The following is a 19977-nucleotide window of genomic DNA, read 5'->3' on the forward strand; positions in this document are numbered from 1 at the left end:
GCATTCAATGGAGTCTGGGAGGCATTTGCCCCGGATGCGTGAATAGGAACGGAAGAAAGAAAAGCCGGCGTCACAAACGCGACAGGCCCCAAAGGGCCTGTCACTACCTGTATTCTCGCACCAGACCGGCCCCGCCTCACGGCGGCCCCGGCCTGCGCAAGCTCAACGAAGCGCAGATCCGTTGGTCAGCATCTTGGGCGTGATGAACACCAGCATTTCGGACTTGGTCGAGGAGCGGGTCGTCTGTTTGAAGAGATTGCCCACACCAGGCAAGTCGCCGAGGAGCGGAACCTTGGTGACGTTGTCGCGGTCATTCTGTTCAAAAATACCGCCGATCACGACCGTTCCGCCGTTTTCCACCAGCACCTGCGTCTGGATGTGCTTGGTATCGATCGCAAAACCATTGGAAGTCTCGCGGCCCACGCTGTCTTTGTTCACATCGACGTTCAGGATGATGTTGCCCTCGGGCGTGATCTGCGGCGTGACCTCAAGTTTCAGGTTGGCCTTGCGGAAGGCGATGGAGGTCGCGCCGCTGGAAGTGGCCTGCTGGTAGGGCAATTCCGTGCCCTGCTCGATCAGCGCCTTCACCTGGTCCGCCGTGACAACCCGCGGGCTCGACACGATCTTGGTCTTGCCGTCCGCTTCAGATGCGGAAATCTCAAGGTTGAGGAATCGCGTCTTGGCGGCGTTGAACAAGGAGACGGCAAACGTGGCCGCCGAGAAGCCGTTCTGCCCCACCGCCGGCAGGTTCAGGAATTGGCCGGCGTTGGTACCCGCCGTCGTCGCATTGTAGGAGCCGCCGAACGCCGTATTGGTGTTTTGGTTAAAGGGCTGCCCACCGAGCCGCACGCCCAGCGACTTCCCGAATGTATCCGCCGCCTCAACAATCCGCGCCTCAATCAACACCTGGCGCACCGCCACGTCGAGTTTGGCGATCAGGCCTTGAACCTGCTCGAGCTTGGACGGGATGTCGGTCACGAAAAGTTGGTTGGTCCGCGCTTCGGCGATGACGCTGCCCCGGCTGGACAGGATGCGGGCGCTGGCGGGCCCCGTGCCGGCCGCGCTGAGCTGGGTTGCAATATCCGCGGCTTTGGCGTAATTGATCTGGAAGGACTGCGTCCGGACGGCTTCAAGATTCTGTATGGCGTTGCGGGACTCCAGCTCCAGCTTGTCCTTGGCGGCCAATTCGTCCTTGGGCGCAATTACCAGCACATTGCCGTTTTTCCGCATGCCCAGGCCCTTGGACTGCAAAATGATATCCAGCGCCTGGTCCCACGGCACGTCCTTCAACCTCAGCGTGACGCTACCTGTCACAGAATCGGAAGTGACGATGTTGAAGTTCGTGAAATCGGCAATGACCTGCAAAAGCGAGCGAATTTCGATGTTCTGAAAATTCAGTGACAGCTTCTCACCGCTGTAGCCCGGCCCTTGCGTCAATTTGGTCGGGTCGATCTTCTGGGGACGAACCTCGAGGACAAACTGGTTGTCGCTCTGGTAGGCACTGTGCTCCCAGGCGCCTTTGGGCTCCACCACCATCCGGACTTTGTCGCCTGTCTGGAAGGTCGTCACGGTTTGCACCGGCGTGCCGAAATCCGCCACGTCAAGCCGGCGGCGCAAGCCTTCGGGCAAGGCCGTCTTCAGGAATTCAACCACCAGGGTCTGGCCCTGCTGGCGGATGTCAACACCCACTTCGTTGTTAGTCAGGCCGACGACGATACGCCCGGCACTGTCGGTTCCACGGCGGAAGTCGATATCCTTGAGCGGCAGGACATCGCGGTTGCGGCTTTCCGCAAATACCTGGACCGGCGCAGGCATTGATGCCGCGGCAGCGGAAGAATCCAGCGTGATCACCAGTGACTTGCCCTGTATTTCGGCCTTGTAGGTCGATGGCGCCTTGAGATTGAGCACCACCCGGGTCCGCTCCCCGGCTTGAACCACGTTTGCAGACCGCAGGTTTCCAAGGTTCATGTCCAGTGCCGAACGCCCCATGGCATTGCTGACACCGGGAAAGTCAAGGGCAATGCGCGCAGGCGCCTGGATGCTGAATCCGGTGGGAACGGCGGCAAGAGGCTCGGCCAGATCGATGCGGATGATCTCGGAGCCGCCCTGAACAGAGCCAGTCACCGATTGGATCGAATTTTGCGCTTGGGCGGTTGCCGGCAGTGTTGCCGCCAGCAATGACAGCACCATGCTCAACGAAGCGCCGCGCAACACACGTTCAAGCAAACGCTTCAGGCCGCCTCCCGTACCCTCTGCCTCAAATGCCCATGTCTGCTTGTTCATTTTGATCCCTCTAAAAGCTGTAAAGTCGCCGTCCGCTCAATCCATTCACCCGCGGCATCCTGCACGATTTCACGCAGTGCAACGCTCGTTTCGGTCACCTTCGTGATACGGCCGTAATTCTGTCCAAGGTAGTTGCCGGCCCGCACCTGGTAAATCAGGTTATCAACCTTCACCAGCGCCACCGGCTGGCCCACCTTGATCAAGCTCCCGACCATGAACGTCGCGTCAAGAGGATAAGCCTCCAGGGGCTCCTTGCGCCGGCTCAGCTCCGGCGCTATCAGCGCCGCATTGGATGTCGCCTGGTTGGAGTCGCGCTTGAGCGCCTGGGTCAGTTTCTGGTTGCTGAAAGGTTCGATGGAGCCTTCCTGGGTATAGGCTTGCGGCGAAAATTTGGTAGGCTCCGGAAGAGGGTCCACCCGAGGCCGGATCGCGTTACGCTGTTCCGTCATCCACTGCTGCAACTCTTCCTGGCCGGACGAACCGCAACCGGCCAATCCGAGCGACATCACCATGAGGCTCCCCGTGAGCGCATAACCGGAAAATCTCATTTTTTGGCTCCTTTGGGCGCGTTCTTGCGCTGCAGTGCCACTTCTTCGGTGTCGAGATAGCGGAAAGTCTTGGCCGTGGTGTCCATGGTGAGATTGCCGTCCTTGCCAGGAACCAGGGTCAGGTTGTTCAAGGTAACGATGCGGGAAAGGTTGGCGATATCGGCCGCAAAAGCACCTATATCGTGATAACGCCCGGTGACGCGGACAGCGATCGGCAATTCAGCGTAGTACTCCCTGACGCTGACTTGCCCCGGCCGGAACAGTTCAAACTGCAGGCTGCGGCCCAGGCCGGCTTGGTTGATGTCGGACAGTAGCGCGTCCATTTCGGCTTTGCTGGGAAGCTGCTTCTCGAGTTGGGTCACATACTGCTGGACCTGCTCGCGTTGTTTTTTCAACGCGTCCAGGTTGACCGCCTGCACCAGTTTCTTCTTGTAGTCTTCCCTCAACTTAACTTCCTTGGCCTGCTCGGCCACGAGTTCCTCGTCTGAGGCGCTCAACCACACAAACCACAGCGCGACTACCACGGCAATCGTGACGGCGACGCACAGGAGATAACGCGGAAGCGCCGGCCAGGAGGGCGGGTCATTCGGGTCGAGCCCGCTGAACTGGGCCTTCAAGCTGTTTTGGACCGCCGAAAAATCGACGGAGACGTTAGGGGTTTTTGCCATGATCGTTCAGCCCGTTTCAGGTCTTGGCCGCAGGCGCCGTGCCAGCCGGCGCGGATCCGGCCGCTTTCGGCTCACTGGCACGCTTCAGACCAATGCGCATGGAAAAATTGGACACCCGCCGCTGGTCGCGCTGGGTCAGCGCCACCGTGCCGGCGGTGATTTCAACCAGTTCGGGCTTGGTCAACCAGGGACTGTTGTTGCCCAGATTGCGCAAAAGCTCGGAAACCCGTTCGTTGGATTGGGCCACGCCGCTGATCAGCACCGACTGGTTAACCTGCCTCATGCTGTTGATGTACACGCCATCAGGCAGCTGTTTGACCAGTTCGCTGAGCAGATAGACCGGCAAATTCCGGTTGCCCTGCAGATCTTCCACCGCGTTCTGGCGCGCCCTCAGCGCGGCAATTTCCTCCTGCAGCGCGGCAATGTCCTTGATTTGCCCTTCCAGGCGCTTGATCTCCGTTGCCAGGAAGGTGTTCTTGCTTCGCTGGCCTTCAATCTGGGCCAGGTACCAGGAGTACACGGCACCGCAAATCAGGCCGCCAACCAGGGCCGCCACGCCAAGCGTCGCAAAAAACATTTCCCGCCTGCGCTTGCGCGCAGCTTCGCGGTGCGGGAGCAGATTGACGAGAATCACTGCAGGAACCTCCGCAAGGCCAGACCACACGAGGTCAGGTAAGACGATGCCTCACGGCGCATTTTCTTTTCCCGCACACTGTCACCCAGTTCCATACCCTCGAAAGGATTGGCCAGGAGGCAGGCAAACGAGGTTTGCTGCGTGACGGAGTCGGTCAGCCCGGGCAGGGCGGACGAACCGCCGGCCAGCATGACGTAGTCCACCTTGTTGTGCGGAGTGCTGGTAAAGAAGAACTGGAGTGCGCGGCCGATTTCCTGGGCCATGCTTTCCACGAAGGGTTTCAGCACGCCGGAGCCGTAGTCTTCCGGCAAATCACCGCTGCGTTTCTTGCTTTCCGCCTCTTCCGGCGAAAACCCGTACTGGCGCACGATCAGCTGCGTCAGCTGCGCACCGCCAAAGGCCTGGTCGCGCTCGTACAGCACCTCGTCGTTCCTGATGACCTGCATGCTGGTCGTCAAAGCGCCCACCTCAAACAGGGCGACCATGGTGTCCACCCCTTTATTGGGCAGGTTTTCGACCAGGCGGGCGGTTGCCAGACGTGAAGCGTAGGACTCCACGTCAACCACGATGGGCTTGAGGCCCGCGGCCTCGGCCAAGCCTTGCCGGTCTTGCACTTTTTCCTTGCGCGAGGCGGCGATCAGCACCTCGACGTCGCCGCTGGAGGTGGCGCTGGGACCTACCACGCAGAAGTCAAGGCTGACTTCATCCAGGGAAAAGGGAATGTATTGATTGGCTTCCGACTCGACCTGGATTTCGAGTTCGGCGTCCGTCATGCCGCCGGGCAGGATGATTTTTTTGGTGATGACCGCGGAAGCGGGCAACGCCATGGCGACATTTTTGGTCCGGGTGCCGCTCTTTTTGACCAGGCGGCGCACAGCTTCGGCGACTTCGTCGAATTTTTCGACATTGCCGTCGGTGATCCAGCCGCGCTCCAGGGGCTCGATCGCGCAGCGATCCAGCACCAGGTTGCCGGCCTTGTCACGGCTCAACTCCACCAGCTTGACGCTGGACGAACTGATATCCAAACCCAGCAATGCGGGTTGTTGGCGGTTGAATAACGATCCCAGAGAGATCAAAGCAGTCCCCAAATGACGGCTAATATGTAGCCCTGCATACTTAAGAAATCACTTGAATAGTAGCAGTAAGCTCTTTGTGCAGTAAGGATTTTTCCTGTTTTGGACATCCAGAGCGTTGTCAAAAGCCGACGCTTGCAATTGTCCGCAGGCGGACAGACCCGGGCAAAACAACGTCTGCAAACGTAAAAATGTGGCGCTTCGCCGTCAACCCGGTGCGCCCCGGTTTCCAGGATTTTTATAATAGTGACGCGACTTTACGATTGCCTACATGCCCTCCACGCCAACCTCTCCTGATTCACCTCCCGGCCCGGCCAAGCGCAGCCCCACCAGTTCCTGGCTGCCGCGCTGGCTGGTCAAGTTCCTTTTATGGAGCGTGGGGCTGTTGCTGGCCGGCGTCGCCTGCGTCCTGCTGTTCGTGGCCGTCGCCCTGTCGGTCGCCTACCCCAACCTGCCCGACATCTCCGACCTGGTCGATTACCGGCCCAAGCTTCCGCTTCGTGTTTTCTCCGCCGACGGCGTGGTCATCGGCGAATTCGGCGAGGAGCGCCGCAGCCTGACGCCCATCAAGGACATCCCGCAAGTCATGAAGGACGCCGTGCTCGCCATCGAGGATGCGCGCTTCTTCTCCCACGGCGGCGTCGATTACCTGGGCGTGATCCGCGCGGGCTTTGCCAACGTGGGCCGCGCCAAGAGCCAGGGCGCCTCCACCATCACCATGCAGGTGGCGCGCAATGTGTACCTCTCGGCGGAAAAAAGCTACACCCGCAAGATTTATGAAATCCTGCTGACCTTCAAGCTGGAACATATGCTGACCAAGGACCAGATCCTTGAGATCTATATGAACCAGATCTTCCTGGGCAACCGGGCGTACGGCTTTGCCGCAGCGTCGGAAGCCTATTTCGGCAAGCCCCTGAAGAACATTTCGATTGCGGAAGCCGCCATGCTGGCCGGCCTGCCCAAGGCGCCTTCGGCCTACAACCCCATCATCAACCCCAAGCGCGCCCGGGCCCGCCAGCTCTACATCATCGAGCGCATGGAGGAAAACGGCTTTATCACGGCCGAGCAGGCCAAATCCGCCAAGGAAGAAGAACTCAAGGTCAAAACCGGGCCCGACGCGGGCCGGGTGCACGCCGAATATGTGGCCGAGACCGTGCGCCAGCTGGTCTACAACCAGTACGGCGACGAAACCTACACCCGCGGCCTGAATGTTTACACCACCCTGCGCTCCACCGACCAGACCGTGGCCTACAAAGCGCTGCGCAAGGGGATCATGGATTACGAACGCCGCCAGATCTACCGCGGCCCCGAGAAATTCATCGACCTGCCTGCCAACCCGCAGGAAACCGAAGACGCGATCGACGATGCGCTGACCGACAACCCCGACAACGGCGACGTGATGTCGGCCGTGGTGCTGGAAGCCAATCCCAAGCGCATCCTGGCCCTGCGCCAGAACAGCGAAACGGTCGAGATCACCGGCGACGGCCTCAAACCCGCGCAGTCCGGCCTGGCCGACAAGGCCGGCCCCAACATCAAGATCCGCCGGGGCGCCCTGATCCGCGTCGCGAAAACACCGAAAAACACCTGGGAAATCACCCAGTTGCCCGAGGTCGAAGGCGCTTTTGTGGCGCTGGACCCGCGCGACGGCTCAATACGCGCGCTGGTGGGCGGCTTTGACTTCGAGAAAAACAAGTTCAACCACGTGACCCAGGCCTGGCGCCAGCCCGGCTCCAGCTTCAAGCCCTTTATCTACTCGGCCGCGCTGGAAAAGGGCTTCACCCCCGCCACCGTGGTCAACGACGCACCTTTGTTCTTCGACGCCGGGGTGACGGGCGGCCAACCCTGGGAGCCGAAGAACTACGACGGCACCTTCGACGGCCCCATGAGCCTGCGCACCGGCCTGAAGAAATCCAAGAACATGATTTCCATCCGCATCCTGCAGGCCATAGGTGCGCCCTACGCCCAGGACTGGATCACCCACTTCGGCTTCGAGGCGGAAAAACACCCGGCCTACCTCACCATGGCGCTGGGCGCCGGCTCGGTGACGCCGATGCAGATGGCCACCGCCTACTCCGTGTTCGCCAACGGCGGCTACCGCGTCAATCCTTACCTGGTCAGCAAGATCACCGACCAGCGCGGCAAGGTTCTGCTCGATACCAAGCCGCCCGCGCTGGACGAATCCATGCGGGGCATAGATGCGCGCAACGCCTTCATCATGGACAGCCTGCTGCAGGAAGTGGCGCGTTCCGGCACGGCGGCCAGGGCACAGGCCACCCTCAAGCGGCCCGACCTCTTCGGCAAGACCGGTACGACCAATGACTCCATCGACACCTGGTTCGTGGGTTTCCAGCCCACGCTGACGGCGGCGGTCTGGATGGGCTACGACACCCCGAAGAAGCTCGGCGACCGCGAAACCGGCGGCGGCCTGAGCCTGCCGATCTGGATCAACTTCATGGAATACGCCCTCAAGGGCGTGCCGGTCGCCGAATACCCGCCGCCCGAAGGCGTCGTCAACGTGGGAGGCGAGTGGTATTACAGCGAGTACGCCCGCGGCTCCGGTGTCAGCACCGTGGGCGTTCAGCAGGATCCGGCGGCCGCCAATGCGGGCCAGCCCGCCGGCCCGGCCGCGCCGGGCGGCCCCATCCAGGTGCTGCCGCCTTCGGACGAGAAAAAGCGCATCCTGGACCTGTTCAAGAATTGACCCGAAGGTGGGTTGCCCATAAAAAACGGCCCCTGAGGGCCGTTTTTCATTTCCGGCAGCGAATCGGCTTCAGGCCTGGGCCTTGAACACCAGCGGCTGGCCCGCCTGCTCGCTGGCATAACGCGACAGGTTGGCAAAAAACTCGCTGGAGTCCTTGGTGTCGGCCCAGCGACCGCCGCTGAATTTGTAGTGAAACCCGCCGGCCTTTGCCGCCATCCAGATTTCCTGCAGGGGTTTTTGCAGGTTGATGATGATCTGGCTGCGGTTGGAAAAGGTGAGCGTGACCATGCCGCCGGTTCGCTGGTTGTCGATGTCCGCATCGGTTTCATCGTTGATCCGGTCGCAGGCGGCCTCCACCGCCTGGAGCGCGCGCTCGGCCAAATCCTGGTATTCAAGGTCCGTCATTACAATCCCGTTATGGTTTCTTCAGCTCAAATTTTAGGTCGCGCCCGCAATCCCGCCTTACGGCATGGCCTTGTCGCGATTGTGGCCGCTGCCGCCCTGCTGGCCGGTTGCGGCCAAAAAGGCCCTCTTTATTTTCCGGTGCCGCCCAGAGTTCCCGGCGCGCCGGCCTTGCCGTCCCTGACCACCCCTCCCGCCACCACGCTTCCGGCAGCGCCGGACGATGCGGCCGTCGTGCCGCCTGTGCCGGTCTTGCCGGCATCCGCCGCCCGTTGATTCCGTCCCAACGTTCGTCCTCCCCGGCCTGAACCTTCAAATTCAAGGCGGCGGCGGACAGTCACCTTGAATCGGCCATGGCGCGCATGCCGCGCGCTTCTTAAGATACGTCGAACCCTTCGCACTCACAGCCTGCCCACTACCCATGACCCGCCCATCCCTCCCCGGCCATCCCCATTTCGCTTGCCGCGAGGGCGAACTCTTTGCCGAGAACGTCAACCTGCGCGAACTCGCCGCCGCGCACGGCACGCCACTCTTCGTGTATTCCAAAGCGGCCATGCTCTCCGCCTTGGCCGCCTACCAGCGCGGCTTTGCCGGGCGCCATGCGCAGATCTGCTACGCCATGAAGGCCAACTCCTCGCTGGGCGTGCTGCAGGTGTTCGCCCGCGCAGGCTGCGGCTTTGACATTGTCTCGGGCGGGGAACTGGACCGCGTGCTGGCCGCGGGCGGCGAGGCCGGCAAGGTCATTTTCTCGGGCGTGGGCAAAACCCGCACCGAAATGCGCAAGGCGCTGGCTGCCGGCATAGGCTGCTTCAACGTCGAAAGCGAAGCCGAACTCGACGTGCTATCGGAAGTCGCGCTGGCCCTGCAACTGCGCGCGCCCGTCAGCATCCGCGTCAACCCGAATGTGGACCCCAAGACCCACCCCTATATTTCCACCGGCCTGAAGGACAACAAGTTCGGTGTCGCGCATGAAGACGCGCTGCGCATCTACCAGCATGCGGCATCGCTCAAGGGCCTGCGCGTCGTCGGCATCGACTGCCACATCGGCTCGCAAATCACCGACGCCACGCCCTACCTCGACGCCATGGACCGGGTGCTGGACCTGGTGGCCGCCATTGAAGCCGCCGGCATCACGCTGGAACACATCGACTTCGGCGGCGGCCTGGGCATCAACTACAACAACGACACCCCGCCCGAGGCCGATGCGCTGTGGCGGCAATTGCTGGCGCGGCTGGACGCGCACGGCTACGGCGGCAAGAAGCTGATGATAGAACCCGGCCGTTCGCTGGTCGGCAATGCCGGCGTGTGCCTGACGGAAGTGCTCTACGTCAAACCCGGCGAGCACAAGAACTTCTGCATCATCGACGCGGCCATGAACGACCTGCCGCGCCCCGCGATGTACCAGGCCTTCCACGCCATCGTCCCGGTGACGGCTGCCGCCACAAAGGGCGCGGCCGAAATGACGTACGACGTGGTCGGGCCGGTCTGCGAAAGCGGCGACTGGATAGGCCGCGACCGCGCGCTGAGCGTGGTGGCCGGCGACCAGTTGGCCGTGATGTCGGCGGGCGCCTATTGCATGAGCATGTCCAGCAACTACAACACGCGCGGCCGCGCGGCCGAACTGCTGGTCGACGGCGACCAGGTGCACCTGATTCGCCGCCGCGAAACCGTGGAAGACCAGATGCGGCAGGAACTGCTGGTCAAGGGCTGAGGCCGGAGCCCAGCCGGCCGGCGGCTGCCGCTAGGACAGCTTGCCGCGCACGCCGTAAGCGGGCTGCAGCTTCTTTTTCCTGATGAACTGCTGCACACGCCAGCCCAGCAGCACCGCAACGATCGCCGCATAGACAAACACCTCGGCGAAATTGTTCTTGCCGGCCCGCATCCAGAAAAAATGCAGCAGCCCCAGGCCCGCAATGAGGTAGACCAGCTTGTGCAGCCACTGCCAGCGCTTGGCGCCCATGGCCTTGATCGCGGCGTTGAAGGACGTCGCCGCCAGCGGCGTCAGCAGCACAAAAGCCAGGAACCCCACCAGGATGAAAGGCCGCTTGGCGATGTCCTTGGCGATGTCGGCCACATCAAAGCCCATGTCGAAGCCGCTGTAGCTCAACAAGTGGATGACGACGTAAAAATACACGAACAAACCCAGCATGCGCCGAAAGCGCGCCAGCGCCGGTATGCCGCTGATGACGCGAAGCGGCGTCACCGCCAGCACGATGCAGATGAACCGCAGCGTCCAGTCGCCCGTGGCGCGTATCAAGGCTTCGGCCGGGTTGGCGCCCAGCTGGTTGGTGAAAGCGCCGTAGAACAGCCAGGCGAACGGCAGCAGGCAGATGATGAACAACACCGGCTTGGCGGCCGGATGCAGCAAGCACTTCTGCGTTGCCGCCTTGAGCGTGGCCATCAGAAGTTCTTCTTGAGATCCATGCCGGCGTAGAGCTGGCCCACCTGGGCTTCATAGCCGTTGAACATCAGGGTCTTGCGCTTCTTGGCGAACAGGCCGTCCTCGCCGATGCGGCGTTCGGTTTCCTGGCTCCAGCGCGGGTGGTCCACGTTGGGGTTCACGTTCGAATAAAAACCGTATTCCTGCGCCGCGGCCTTGTTCCAGGCCGTGCGCGGCTCCTTGTCGGTGAAGCGGATCTTGACGATGCTCTTGCCGCTCTTGAAGCCGTACTTCCACGGAAGCACCATGCGCACCGGTGCGCCGTTCTGGTTGGGCAGCACCTCACCGTACATGCCGAAAGCCAGCAGCGCCAGGGGGTGCATGGCTTCGTCCATGCGCAAGGCTTCCACATAGGGCCAGTCCAGCACGCGCGAACCGACGAAAGGCATGGTCTTGGGGTCGGCCAGGGTGATGAACTCGACGTACTTGGCATTGCCCAGCGGCTCGACCTTCTTGATCAGTTCGGACAGCGAATAGCCGACCCAGGGAATCACCATGGACCAGCCCTCCACACAGCGCAAGCGGTAAATGCGCTCTTCCTGCGGCGCCAGCTTGACAAGGTCTTCCAGCGTGAAGGTTTTCGGCTGCTTGACCAGGCCCTCGACGGCGACCGACCAGGGTTTGGTCACCAGCGTGTGGGCATTCTTGGCGGGCTCGGCCTTGTCGACGCCGAACTCGTAGTAGTTGTTGTAGGTGGTGACGTCTTTGTAGTCGGTGATCTTTTCCATGGTCACCGCGCCGGCCACCGCCGACTTGCCGCCGGGCAGCGCCGCCAGCTTGCCGGGCTTTTGCACCGTCTGCGCCATGGCCTGGCGTCCCGCCCAGCTGGCCATCGCGGCACCGGCGGCGCCCGTGGCCATCAGCTTGATCAGGTCGCGGCGGCCGTGGTAAATGCCTTGCGGCGTGATCTCGCTGGGAACGGGATGGTCGAAACCGCTGGCGTGGGTCTTGATGAGCATGGGGGCGTCCTTGAATATCCGTTGTTAGGTGTTAGTCTGAATACGCAGCAAGTTCTTACAGGGATTCAGCCAGGGGCTTTAACAAAGACTCGCCGGCGGCTACAAGGTTCCGTAGCTGTGCAGTCCCGAGAGGAACATGTTGACGCCCAGGAAGGCAAACGAGGTGACCGCCAGCCCCACCAGGGCCCACCAGGCGGCGACCGTGCCGCGCAGGCCTTTCATGAGCCGCATGTGCAGCCAGGCGGCGTAATTGAGCCAGACGATCAGCGCCCAGGTTTCCTTGGGGTCCCAGCTCCAGTAGCCGCCCCAGGCCTCGGCCGCCCACAAGGCGCCCAGCACCGTGGCGATGGTGAAGAAGGCAAAGCCGACGGCGATCGCCTTGTACATCACGTCGTCCAGCACTTCAAAACTGGGCAGGCGCGCGGCGATGCGCTTGCGGCCCAGCAGGATGCCGGCGGCGATCAGCCCCGACACCGCCAGGTAACCCACCCAGTAGTAGCTGCCGCCCACTTCGGCCGGCGACTTGCTGCGAAACACGATGGGCACAAAGCACAGCACCACGCCCAGCAGCCACAGCGGCGTGAGCCGGTGCCAGCGCGTTTCGTCGGCCTGCTGTTTGATCAGGTAAGACAGCGACACCATGGCGGCCAGCGAGAACATGCCGTAGCCGATGAAGTTGGCCGGCACGTGCAGCTTCATCCACCAGCTTTTGAGGGCGGGCACCAGCGGCTGGATTTCATGGGCTTCGCGCACCACGGTGTACCAGAGCAAGAAGCCGACCGCGGCGCTGACCACCAGCATCACAAAGGCGCCCAGCGCGCGGGTGTTGTACTGCGATTCGAAGTAGAGGTAGAAGGCGGCCGTCATCCAGCAGAACAGCACGAAGACCTCGTACAGGTTGCTGACGGGAATATGGCCGACGTCGGCGCCAATCAGGTAGCTTTCGTACCAGCGCACCAGCGTGCCGATCAACGCCATGCCGACGGCCACCCAGGCGATTTTCGAGCCCAGCGACTCCAGCGTGCTGCTCTGGCTTTTGGCGAACATGCCGAGCCAGTAAAAAATCGTGCTCATGAAGAACAGCACGCTCATCCACAAAATGGCCGACTGGCTGGAAAGGAAATACTTGAGCCAGAACACCTGCTCGGCGCGCGCCAGGTCGCCCTGGTAGGAGGCGATGCCCAGCAGCGCGAAGGCGCTCACCACCACCATCAGCACACGCAGCGGCCGCCAGAACCAGCCCATCGCGATGGCGGCCGGAATGGCGGCCAGCAGGATGCCTTTTTCGTAGACGTCCATGAAGGCGCCGTAGCGGAAGAAGGCATAAAGGAAGCCGCCGGCGACCAGCGCCGCAAACACCCAGTCCAGCACATTGCGCTTGGCGAAATAGCCTTCGTTGAGGCTCAGCGTGCTGTCGCCGCCGGCCTTGAGCGTGGTGGTGTTCACCGCCGTGGTGTTGATCGTGGAGGTATTCATACAGGACCCTGCAACAGTTTTGTTTTCAACATCTCGAATTCCTTGTCGCCATCCATGGTCTTGCGGTTGGTCGACAAAGCCATGGTGGCCTGGCTGTTCGCCGCCGATTCTGACACCGAATCCCCCTCAGCGGGAGCTCCTTGTCCCAGGGGTAGACGCGGCGCCAGCCAGACCCAGACGCGGCGCTCACGCACATAAAGCATGGCGAACACGCCCAGAATGAGGAAGGCGCAGCCCAGGTACACAATGGTTTTGCCCGGCGCGCGCGCCACCTGGAACACGCTGGCCTGGACCTGCGTGAAATCCTTGAGTTCAAAGGCCATGGGCGCGGGATAGAAATGAGCGTCCGACAGGCTCAGCACCATCTGCGACATGAAGCCCAGTGTCTTTTCGTCCTGCGCCATGGGCTTGAGCCCGGCTTGCTCGCGCGTCATCTGGGCCAGCTCGAACAGCGCGCCGTTGAGGATGCGCACCAGCACCTCGCCGGCGCGGTTGCGTTCGGCCTCGGGCACGTTGGCTTCCATGAAATCTGAAATCGCCTGCAGGCCGGCGGCCTTGCCGTTGCCGCCGCCGGCCGCCGCCGCGTCAGCGCCGCTGCCGGCAAACAGCGCCAGCGCGCGCGAAGCGGAGGCCGCGAGCTGCTGCGCCAGTTCAGGCCGGTCGCGGCCTATGGCCTGGCTGGCGTAGCGCCTGACGGCCAGTTCGCGCTGGGCCGGGTCGGCCAGCGCGGCGCGCAGGCGCAAAAAGCTTTCCATGCCGCCTTCGGTGTCGACCGGAATGCGCAGGTACTGGAAGGGCGCCGACGGTGTTTCGCGCACGCCCATCAGGTACACGGCCGGGCTGTTTTCGTCCTGGTCGGTCTTGACCGGCAGCATGTAGTTGTGGAACTCGCGGGCCTGCCCGGCCGAGTCGCGCAGCTTGTAGCTCACGCTGGGGCCGACGTTGCGCAATTCTTTTTGCGTCACCGTCTTGTTGGCCGCGCCCAGGCGCGAATCGATGGCCTGGTGCAGGTCGACCTTGCGCACGTCGGCGCCCGAGCCGCCCATGCTGCCGCCCGAGGCGAAATTTTCCACATTGATGACGCGCAGCGCCGTGTATTCGAGCGTCAGTTTTTCGGCGCCCTCGCCCTGCCCGTTGGTCAGGCTGCTGGTGCCGCCTATCGTGCCCTGGATTTCAAACGGCTTGCTGGCCGCCGCCATGGGAATGGCCTTGAGCGTGACGCTGGAGCCGCCGTCGTCAAAACTCGACTGGTAGATCTCGACGCCCCTGTGGCGGGCCGGGTGGTTGACCTCCACGCGCGCCGGGATTTTTTCGCCGGTTTCCTTGTCGTGGATGATGATGTCGCTGGCAAACAGCTTGGGCATGCCGGTCGAGTAGTACTCGACGATGAACTTCTTCAGCTCGATGGAAAACGGCAGTTCCTGCAGCAGCACGCCGCCGGGCTGGTTCAGGATGGCGGTGCTGGCCTGCGTGCCTTCGGCCACCAGCAGGTTGGCGCGGAAAGTCGGGTTGCTGTCGCTCAGGCGGTATTGCGCCGGCACGTCGGCGATCAGGCCGCCGCCGGTGTAGATGGATTTGCCGTTGAGCCACATCTGCGCGCGCACGACCATGTCGCCGTCCAGCAGGCCGCCGATGCACACCAGCACGATGGCGCTGTGCGCCGCGATATAACCCAGCTTGTTGGCCGAGCCCTTCTTGGCAGCCACCATCCAGCCGCCGCCTTGGGGCGTCTGGCGCTGCTGCAGCTTGACCTTCCAGCCGCTTTGCACCAGCGTCTGGCCGATGCGGCGCGCGGCGGTTTCAGGCGCTTCGGCCAGTGCGGCCTCGGCGCGGTGGCCGAAGGCCTTGAGGCTTTGCTCGCGGACGTTTTCCTTGAGCTGGTTCAGGTCCGCCAGGATTTTGGGCGCGTTGCGCGCGATGCACAGCGAGGTGGAAATGACCAGGAAGGCCAGGATCAGCAAAAACCACCAGGCGCTGTAGATGGTGTTCAGGCTCAGCAGGCTGAAGGCCTGCGCCCAGAACGGGCCGAACTGGTTCACGTAGTTGCCCAGCGGCTCCGCCTGCTTGAGCACGGTGCCGATGATGGAGGCGATGCAAATGACCGTCAGCAGCGAGATGGAAAACCGCATGGACGACAGCAGTTCCACCGACGCCCGCAAGCTGCGGGAGCCCCAATTGACCTTCATACCCTGGGTGGAAACTGTCATGCTTTGAATGGAACCGGAATCGGGCTGCGGGCAGCCGACAAGGGGAAAAAAGAAAAAAGGCGGGCTTTCATCAGAAAGACCCGCCTTGGTGTGATTGGTTTTAGCGGCTTGGGTTCAATACGGCAGGCGTCCTGCGTGTACTTTCGGCACAAAAGGCCCGCCTCCCGGCAGGCCCGGGCTCAGCGCAGGCCGGCGATGTAGTCGGCCAGCGCGCGGATTTCGCGGTCGTTCAGCTTGGCGGCGACCTGGGCCATGGGCACGCTGTTCTTGCGGCCGCCGTCGCGGAAGGCCGTCAGCTGCGTCACGGTGTAGTCGGCGTGCTGGCCGCTCAGGCGCGGGTACTGCGAAGGGATGCCGGCGCCGGTCGGGCTGTGGCAGCCCGCGCAGGCGGCGATCTGGCGGTCCTGCACGCCGCCGCGGTAGATGCGCTCACCGAGGGCGACCAGTTCCTTGTCCTTGGCGAAGCCGGTCTTGGCTTTTTTCGAGGTCGCCCAGTAGGCTATGTTTTTCATGTCGTCGTCGGACAGCGCCGAAGCGAAGCCTTGCATGATGGGGTTCTTGCGCTTGCCGGATTTGAACTCCTGCAGCTGCTTGACCAGGTATTCGGGGTGCTGCTGCGCCAGTTTGGGGTTGGCGGGTGTGCCGGAATTGCCGTCGGCGCCGTGGCAGCTGGCGCACACGGCGGTGAAGCTGGCCTCGCCTTTGACCAGGTCGGGCTTGGCAACCTTGGCCGGGGCCGCAGCAGCGGCCGGGGCGGCCTCGTGCGCGGGCGCGGCTTCGCCGGCGGCAAACGACGACACGGCAGGCACGGCCAGCAAAGCGGCCAGGAGAGAAGTAACGAACAGCTTCATATCGGGGGTTTTAATTGGTTGGCGCACAAAACTTATAACTTTCTGATTTTACAATGGCTTCTGGGCATCCCCGATTATTCGGGTCTTGCCGCAGCAAGCCGCCACCGGCTTCCTGCCGGCCAAGGGCCTCAGCAGCCCCGCCCACAGAGGCTTTGGCCCCATTTCACGCATACCCCCGGCATGCAACAGACTTTCAGGGACCGCCCGACATGACCTCAGCTTCCACGCCCAAACAGCCCCCCGCGGCGCCCGGCGCCCCCGATCCCAAGATCGCCATGGGCTGGCTGCACACGGCCAAATTCCTGACCACCGCGCCCGAACTCAAGCACCTGCCGCGCGTCGACGTGCCGGAAATCGCCTTCGTGGGCCGCTCCAACGCGGGTAAATCCACCTGCATCAACACGCTGACGCAACAGCACCGGCTGGCTTTTGCCTCCAAGACGCCCGGCCGCACGCAGAGCATCAACCTGTTCAGCCTCGGCAAGCAAGGGGTAACCGACGCGGTGCTGGCCGACCTGCCGGGCTACGGCTATGCGGCCGTGCCCAAGGAAGCCAAATACCGCTGGCAGCAGGTGATGGGCAATTATTTGCAGACGCGCGACAACCTCAAGGCCGTGGTGCTGCTGTGCGACCCGCGCCTGGGCCTGACGGAACTCGACGAAATCCTGCTGGACGTGATACGCCCGCGCGTCGAGGACGGCCTGAAATTCCTGGTGTTGCTGACCAAATCCGACAAGCTCAACAAGACCGAGGCGGCCAAGGCGCTGTCCATTGTGCGACTGCAGGCCGGCGGCGGAGACGTCAAACTCTTTTCTTCGCTGAAGCGCCGCGGCGTCGAGGAAGTTGCCCAGCATTTGTGGGACTGGGCGCATCCGGCGGAAAAGCCGGCCAAGCCCGCCAGGGCCGCGCCTGAAGAGTTGCCCGAAATCAACGATTGATACCGGGCGGCGCTGCCGGCAATCGACAGAAAGCGTAGCGCCATGATCGAAACCAGTTTGCAGGCCTTGCCGCACGGCATCACCCTGTCGTGCCGCGCCAGCGGCGCCAAAGGCCGGCCCGTGCTGATGTTCCTGCATGGTTTCCCGGAAGCCGCCTTTGTCTGGGACGGCCTGCTCGAGCATTTCGCCCAGCCCGAAAACGGCGGCTTTCGCTGCGTTGCGCCCAACCTGCGCGGCTTTGAACAATCCAGCGCACCTGCCGAGCCCGCGGCTTACCGGCCCAAACACCTGGTGCAAGACATCGCAGCGCTGATTGCGCTCGAAGGCGGGCAACTCGAATGCCTGGTTGCGCACGACTGGGGCGGCGCCGTGGCCTGGAACCTGGCGGCGGGCCAGCCGGCCCTGATGAAAAAGCTGGCCATCATCAACTCCCCGCACCCCGGCACTTTTTTGCGCGAGCTGCAGCAGTCGACGGCGCAGCAGGATGCCAGCGCCTACATGAACTTTTTGATCCGCCCCGACGCCGAGGCGCTGCTGGCCGAAGACGATTTTCGCCGCCTCTGGGAGTTTTTCACCCACATGGGCGCGGTCGACGGCCCGCATGCCTGGCTCACCGATGCGCTGCGCGAACAATACCGCGCCATCTGGCGCCAGGGCCTGACCGGGCCCTGCAACTACTACCGCGCCTCGCCGCTGCGCCCGCCGCGGCCCGGCCCGCCGCACAACGATCCGGCCGCGGCGGCCGTGACGATTCCGCGCGAAATGCTGGAAGTTCATTTGCCCGCGCTGGTGCTCTGGGCCCTGGACGACATTGCCCTGCCGCCTGCCTTGCTCGATGGCCTGGAAGGCTACGTGCCGCGGATGGAGCTGCACCGCATCGCGGGCGCAACCCACTGGATCGTCCACGAGCAGCCGCAGATTGTGGCCGCGTACTTGCAGGATTTTTTGCGTTAGCCGGCAACGGCCCCGCTCAATACAGCGAGGGCTCGCCTTCAGGCCGGGTCTTGAAGCGCTTGTGCACCCAGTAGTACTGCGCCGGCATGGCTTTGATGTACTCGCCCAGCCGCGCATTCATGAGCGCGGTGTCGGCCACCGCATCTTCGCTGGGGAAGTCAGCCCATGCCGGCAGCACCTGCACCTCGTAGCCCGTGGGGGTGATGCGTGGCAGCAGCGGCAGCACCTTGGCGCGGCCCAGTTTGGCGAAGCGCGAGAGCGAAGGCACGGTGGCGGTCGGCATGCCGAAAAAAGGCACGAACACGGAGTCGTCGGGGCCGAAGTCCATATCGGGCAGCAAATACAGCGGCTGGCCTTCACGGAGCGCGGCCACGATGGGCTTGACGCCCGCCGCGCGGCCGAACAGCCGCAAATTGCCGAAGCGCCGCCGCCCGCGCAGTATCCAGCGGTCCACCAGCTTGTTGGACTGGTCGGTGTAAATCGTGGTGGAGGGCCGCGGCATCTGCAGCGCCACGGCCGTCCATGCCGCGTCCAGGCCGACAAAATGCGGCAGGAAAATCACCGTCGGCGCGTTGCCTGCCAGTTCCTCGACCGCGCCCGTCAAATGCACGCGGCGCTGCACCCAGGCCTTGGGCGCATGCCATAGCCAGGCGCGGTCCAGCCAGGCCTGGGCGAAGTAGACAAAAGTCTGCACGTTCAGCCGTCGCCGCCCAGCCGCGGAAAGCCCCGGAAAGCAAAGGGTGAGATTGGTGTCCACCACCCGGCGCCGCGCGCCCACCACGGCATAGAGCACCCAGCCGAGCAGCACGCCCAGCCCGCGTGTCCACGACAGCGGCAGCAGGGCCAGCAATTGCATAAAGAGGATGCCGCCGCGGGTCACAAGCCGGCCGGCGATCTGGCGCGCAGTCTTCAAAGCGGTGCTTCCTTGCGTGGTGTCTTGTAGCGCGCGTAGCCCCACAGGTACTGGCCGGGCTGGCTCAGCACGATGGCTTCGATGGAGCGGTTGATCCGGGTCACGGCCTGCAGCAGGTCGGCGCGCGGCTTGCCGGAATCGGCGGGCTCTACCCCTTCGACGGCCGGCCATATCTTGAGGAAATAGCCCTTGCCGTGTGCCAGGCGTTCGCAGCTCACCGGCAGCAGCACTGCGCCGCTTTGCAGGGCCAGCCGCGCCGCGAGTGTCATGGTGTAGGCCGGCTTGCCGAAAAACGGCGCCCAGACACCCAGCCCTTCCGGCGGCACCTGGTCGGTCAGCAGCGCAACAGCCTGGTTGGCCTTGAGGGTCTTGTGCATCAGGCGTATGCCGCTCAGGGACGCCGGCACCACCGTGAGGTTGGCGCGGTCGCGCGCCAGCCGTTCCAGCCGCGCCAGCCAGGCCTTGCGCGCGGGCCGGTAGATGGCGGTGATGGGGCCGTAAAGCTCGGCCAGCGCCTGTGGGCCCAGTTCGAAACTGCCGCAGTGGGGGCCGAAAAAAATCACGCCGCGGCCTTGTGCGAAAGCGCTCTCGGCATTGGCCTGGCCCTCCACCCGCACATTGCCCAGGCAGGACTCCGACGCGGGCCTCATCCACAGCTTGGGCAGTTCGGCGATGAAACGCCCGGCCTCGGCAATGGCCGGGCGGGCCCGCTCAAACGGCAGGCCGGCCTGCGCCACATGGGCGCGGAATTGCGCGCGGTATCGCGGGCTCAAACCCCAGACCAGCCAGCCCAATGCACCGCCCAAAGCGTGCAGGGCGGCCAGCGGCCAGAGGGCGAAGAAACGGAACAACCAGGGCATCGATGAAGCAAAAAAGGGGTATTGAGGGGCCAAACCGGCGCAAAAACGACCGTCATATAATGAGCGCTGT

At 63.2% G+C, this 19977-nt stretch carries 18 protein-coding genes and 1 pseudogene; 5 read left to right on the top strand and 14 right to left on the bottom strand.

Annotation, left to right across the window (positions count from 1 at the left end):
- Positions 1-162: 162 nt before the first annotated feature.
- Genes pilQ through ACLV8F_RS08500 form a run of 5 tightly spaced genes read right to left on the bottom strand, consistent with a single transcriptional unit; the run spans position 163 to position 5209 of the window.
- Complete coding sequence (gene pilQ / locus ACLV8F_RS08480) at positions 163-2283, bottom strand: type IV pilus secretin PilQ (RefSeq protein ID WP_411883797.1); 2121 nt, start codon at positions 2281-2283, stop codon at positions 163-165.
- Positions 2280-2831: a pilus assembly protein PilP gene (locus ACLV8F_RS08485; protein ID WP_411883798.1), complete on the bottom strand. Its 552-nt coding sequence runs from the start codon at positions 2829-2831 to the stop codon at positions 2280-2282. The genes pilQ and ACLV8F_RS08485 overlap by 4 nt, the downstream gene beginning before the upstream one ends.
- Entirely contained in the window at positions 2828-3499 is a 672-nt protein-coding gene (locus tag ACLV8F_RS08490) for a type 4a pilus biogenesis protein PilO (protein ID WP_411883799.1), read from the bottom strand. The genes ACLV8F_RS08485 and ACLV8F_RS08490 overlap by 4 nt, the downstream gene beginning before the upstream one ends.
- Positions 3500-3515: 16 nt before the next feature.
- Positions 3516-4133: a PilN domain-containing protein gene (locus ACLV8F_RS08495; RefSeq protein WP_411883866.1), complete on the bottom strand. Its 618-nt coding sequence runs from the start codon at positions 4131-4133 to the stop codon at positions 3516-3518.
- Positions 4130-5209 carry a pilus assembly protein PilM gene (locus ACLV8F_RS08500; protein ID WP_411883800.1) on the bottom strand — a complete coding sequence of 360 codons (1080 nt, stop codon included), beginning with the start codon at positions 5207-5209 and terminating at the stop codon, positions 4130-4132. The genes ACLV8F_RS08495 and ACLV8F_RS08500 overlap by 4 nt, the downstream gene beginning before the upstream one ends.
- A 268-nt stretch (positions 5210-5477) precedes the next feature.
- Between ACLV8F_RS08500 and ACLV8F_RS08505 the strand changes: the two genes are divergently transcribed.
- Complete coding sequence (locus tag ACLV8F_RS08505; protein WP_411883801.1) at positions 5478-7907, top strand: penicillin-binding protein 1A; 2430 nt, start codon at positions 5478-5480, stop codon at positions 7905-7907.
- Positions 7908-7976: 69 nt separating this feature from the next.
- On the opposite strand, the gene cyaY is transcribed toward ACLV8F_RS08505, so the two are convergent.
- A complete protein-coding gene (gene cyaY / locus ACLV8F_RS08510; RefSeq protein WP_411883802.1) occupies positions 7977-8312 on the bottom strand; it encodes an iron donor protein CyaY in 336 nt (111 codons plus the stop codon).
- 12 nt (positions 8313-8324) lie between these two features.
- Between cyaY and ACLV8F_RS08515 the strand changes: the two are divergent.
- Positions 8325-8420 (top strand): annotated as a pseudogene (locus tag ACLV8F_RS08515) (hypothetical protein); the annotation flags it as partial.
- A 20-nt stretch (positions 8421-8440) separates the two neighbouring features.
- On the opposite strand, the gene ACLV8F_RS08520 reads toward ACLV8F_RS08515, so the two are convergent.
- Entirely contained in the window at positions 8441-8596 is a 156-nt protein-coding gene (locus tag ACLV8F_RS08520; protein ID WP_411883867.1) for a hypothetical protein, read from the bottom strand.
- A 134-nt stretch (positions 8597-8730) separates the two neighbouring features.
- Between ACLV8F_RS08520 and lysA the strand changes: the two genes are divergently transcribed.
- Complete coding sequence (lysA, locus tag ACLV8F_RS08525) at positions 8731-10020, top strand: diaminopimelate decarboxylase (RefSeq protein WP_411883803.1); 1290 nt, start codon at positions 8731-8733, stop codon at positions 10018-10020.
- A 30-nt stretch (positions 10021-10050) separates the two neighbouring features.
- Here lysA and ACLV8F_RS08530 read toward each other — a convergent pair whose 3' ends face one another.
- The 5 genes from ACLV8F_RS08530 to ACLV8F_RS08550 all read right to left on the bottom strand — a co-directional run bounded on the left by ACLV8F_RS08530 (position 10051) and on the right by ACLV8F_RS08550 (position 16242).
- Positions 10051-10710: a sulfite oxidase heme-binding subunit YedZ gene (locus ACLV8F_RS08530; protein WP_411883804.1), complete on the bottom strand. Its 660-nt coding sequence runs from the start codon at positions 10708-10710 to the stop codon at positions 10051-10053.
- Positions 10710-11708 (bottom strand): protein-methionine-sulfoxide reductase catalytic subunit MsrP, encoded by a 999-nt coding sequence (gene msrP, locus ACLV8F_RS08535; RefSeq protein WP_411883805.1) that lies wholly within the window; start codon positions 11706-11708, stop codon positions 10710-10712. The genes ACLV8F_RS08530 and msrP overlap by 1 nt, the downstream gene beginning before the upstream one ends.
- A gap of 99 nt (positions 11709-11807) precedes the next feature.
- Positions 11808-13184, bottom strand: a complete 1377-nt coding sequence (gene ccsB, locus ACLV8F_RS08540) for a c-type cytochrome biogenesis protein CcsB (protein ID WP_411883806.1) — start codon at positions 13182-13184, stop codon at positions 11808-11810.
- Positions 13181-15391, bottom strand: coding sequence for a cytochrome c biogenesis protein ResB (locus ACLV8F_RS08545; protein WP_411883807.1), 2211 nt, complete (start codon positions 15389-15391; stop codon positions 13181-13183). The genes ccsB and ACLV8F_RS08545 overlap by 4 nt, the downstream gene beginning before the upstream one ends.
- Before the next feature lie 179 nt (positions 15392-15570).
- The gene (locus tag ACLV8F_RS08550) at positions 15571-16242 is read right to left on the bottom strand and encodes a c-type cytochrome (protein ID WP_411883808.1); all 672 of its coding nucleotides are present in this window, start codon (positions 16240-16242) and stop codon (positions 15571-15573) included.
- Positions 16243-16451: 209 nt separating this feature from the next.
- On the opposite strand from ACLV8F_RS08550, the gene yihA reads away from it, so the two are divergent.
- Complete coding sequence (gene yihA / locus ACLV8F_RS08555; RefSeq protein ID WP_411883809.1) at positions 16452-17180, top strand: ribosome biogenesis GTP-binding protein YihA/YsxC; 729 nt, start codon at positions 16452-16454, stop codon at positions 17178-17180.
- 42 nt (positions 17181-17222) lie between these two features.
- Entirely contained in the window at positions 17223-18134 is a 912-nt protein-coding gene (locus ACLV8F_RS08560) for an alpha/beta fold hydrolase (protein ID WP_411883810.1), read from the top strand.
- Positions 18135-18150: 16 nt separating this feature from the next.
- On the opposite strand, the gene ACLV8F_RS08565 is transcribed toward ACLV8F_RS08560, so the two are convergent.
- Together ACLV8F_RS08565 and ACLV8F_RS08570 are read right to left on the bottom strand one after the other, a co-directional pair.
- The gene (locus ACLV8F_RS08565; protein WP_411883811.1) at positions 18151-19047 is read right to left on the bottom strand and encodes a lysophospholipid acyltransferase family protein; all 897 of its coding nucleotides are present in this window, start codon (positions 19045-19047) and stop codon (positions 18151-18153) included.
- On the bottom strand, positions 19044-19907 hold the full coding sequence (locus ACLV8F_RS08570) for a lysophospholipid acyltransferase family protein (protein ID WP_411883812.1): 864 nt from the start codon (positions 19905-19907) through the stop codon (positions 19044-19046). Before ACLV8F_RS08570 ends, ACLV8F_RS08565 begins: the two co-directional genes overlap by 4 nt.
- Between the last annotated feature and the right edge of the window lie 70 nt (positions 19908-19977).

The sequence above is a fragment of the Polaromonas sp. YR568 genome (assembly GCF_943369675.1).
In the GTDB taxonomy this organism is placed as follows: Bacteria; Pseudomonadota; Gammaproteobacteria; order Burkholderiales; family Burkholderiaceae_C; genus Polaromonas.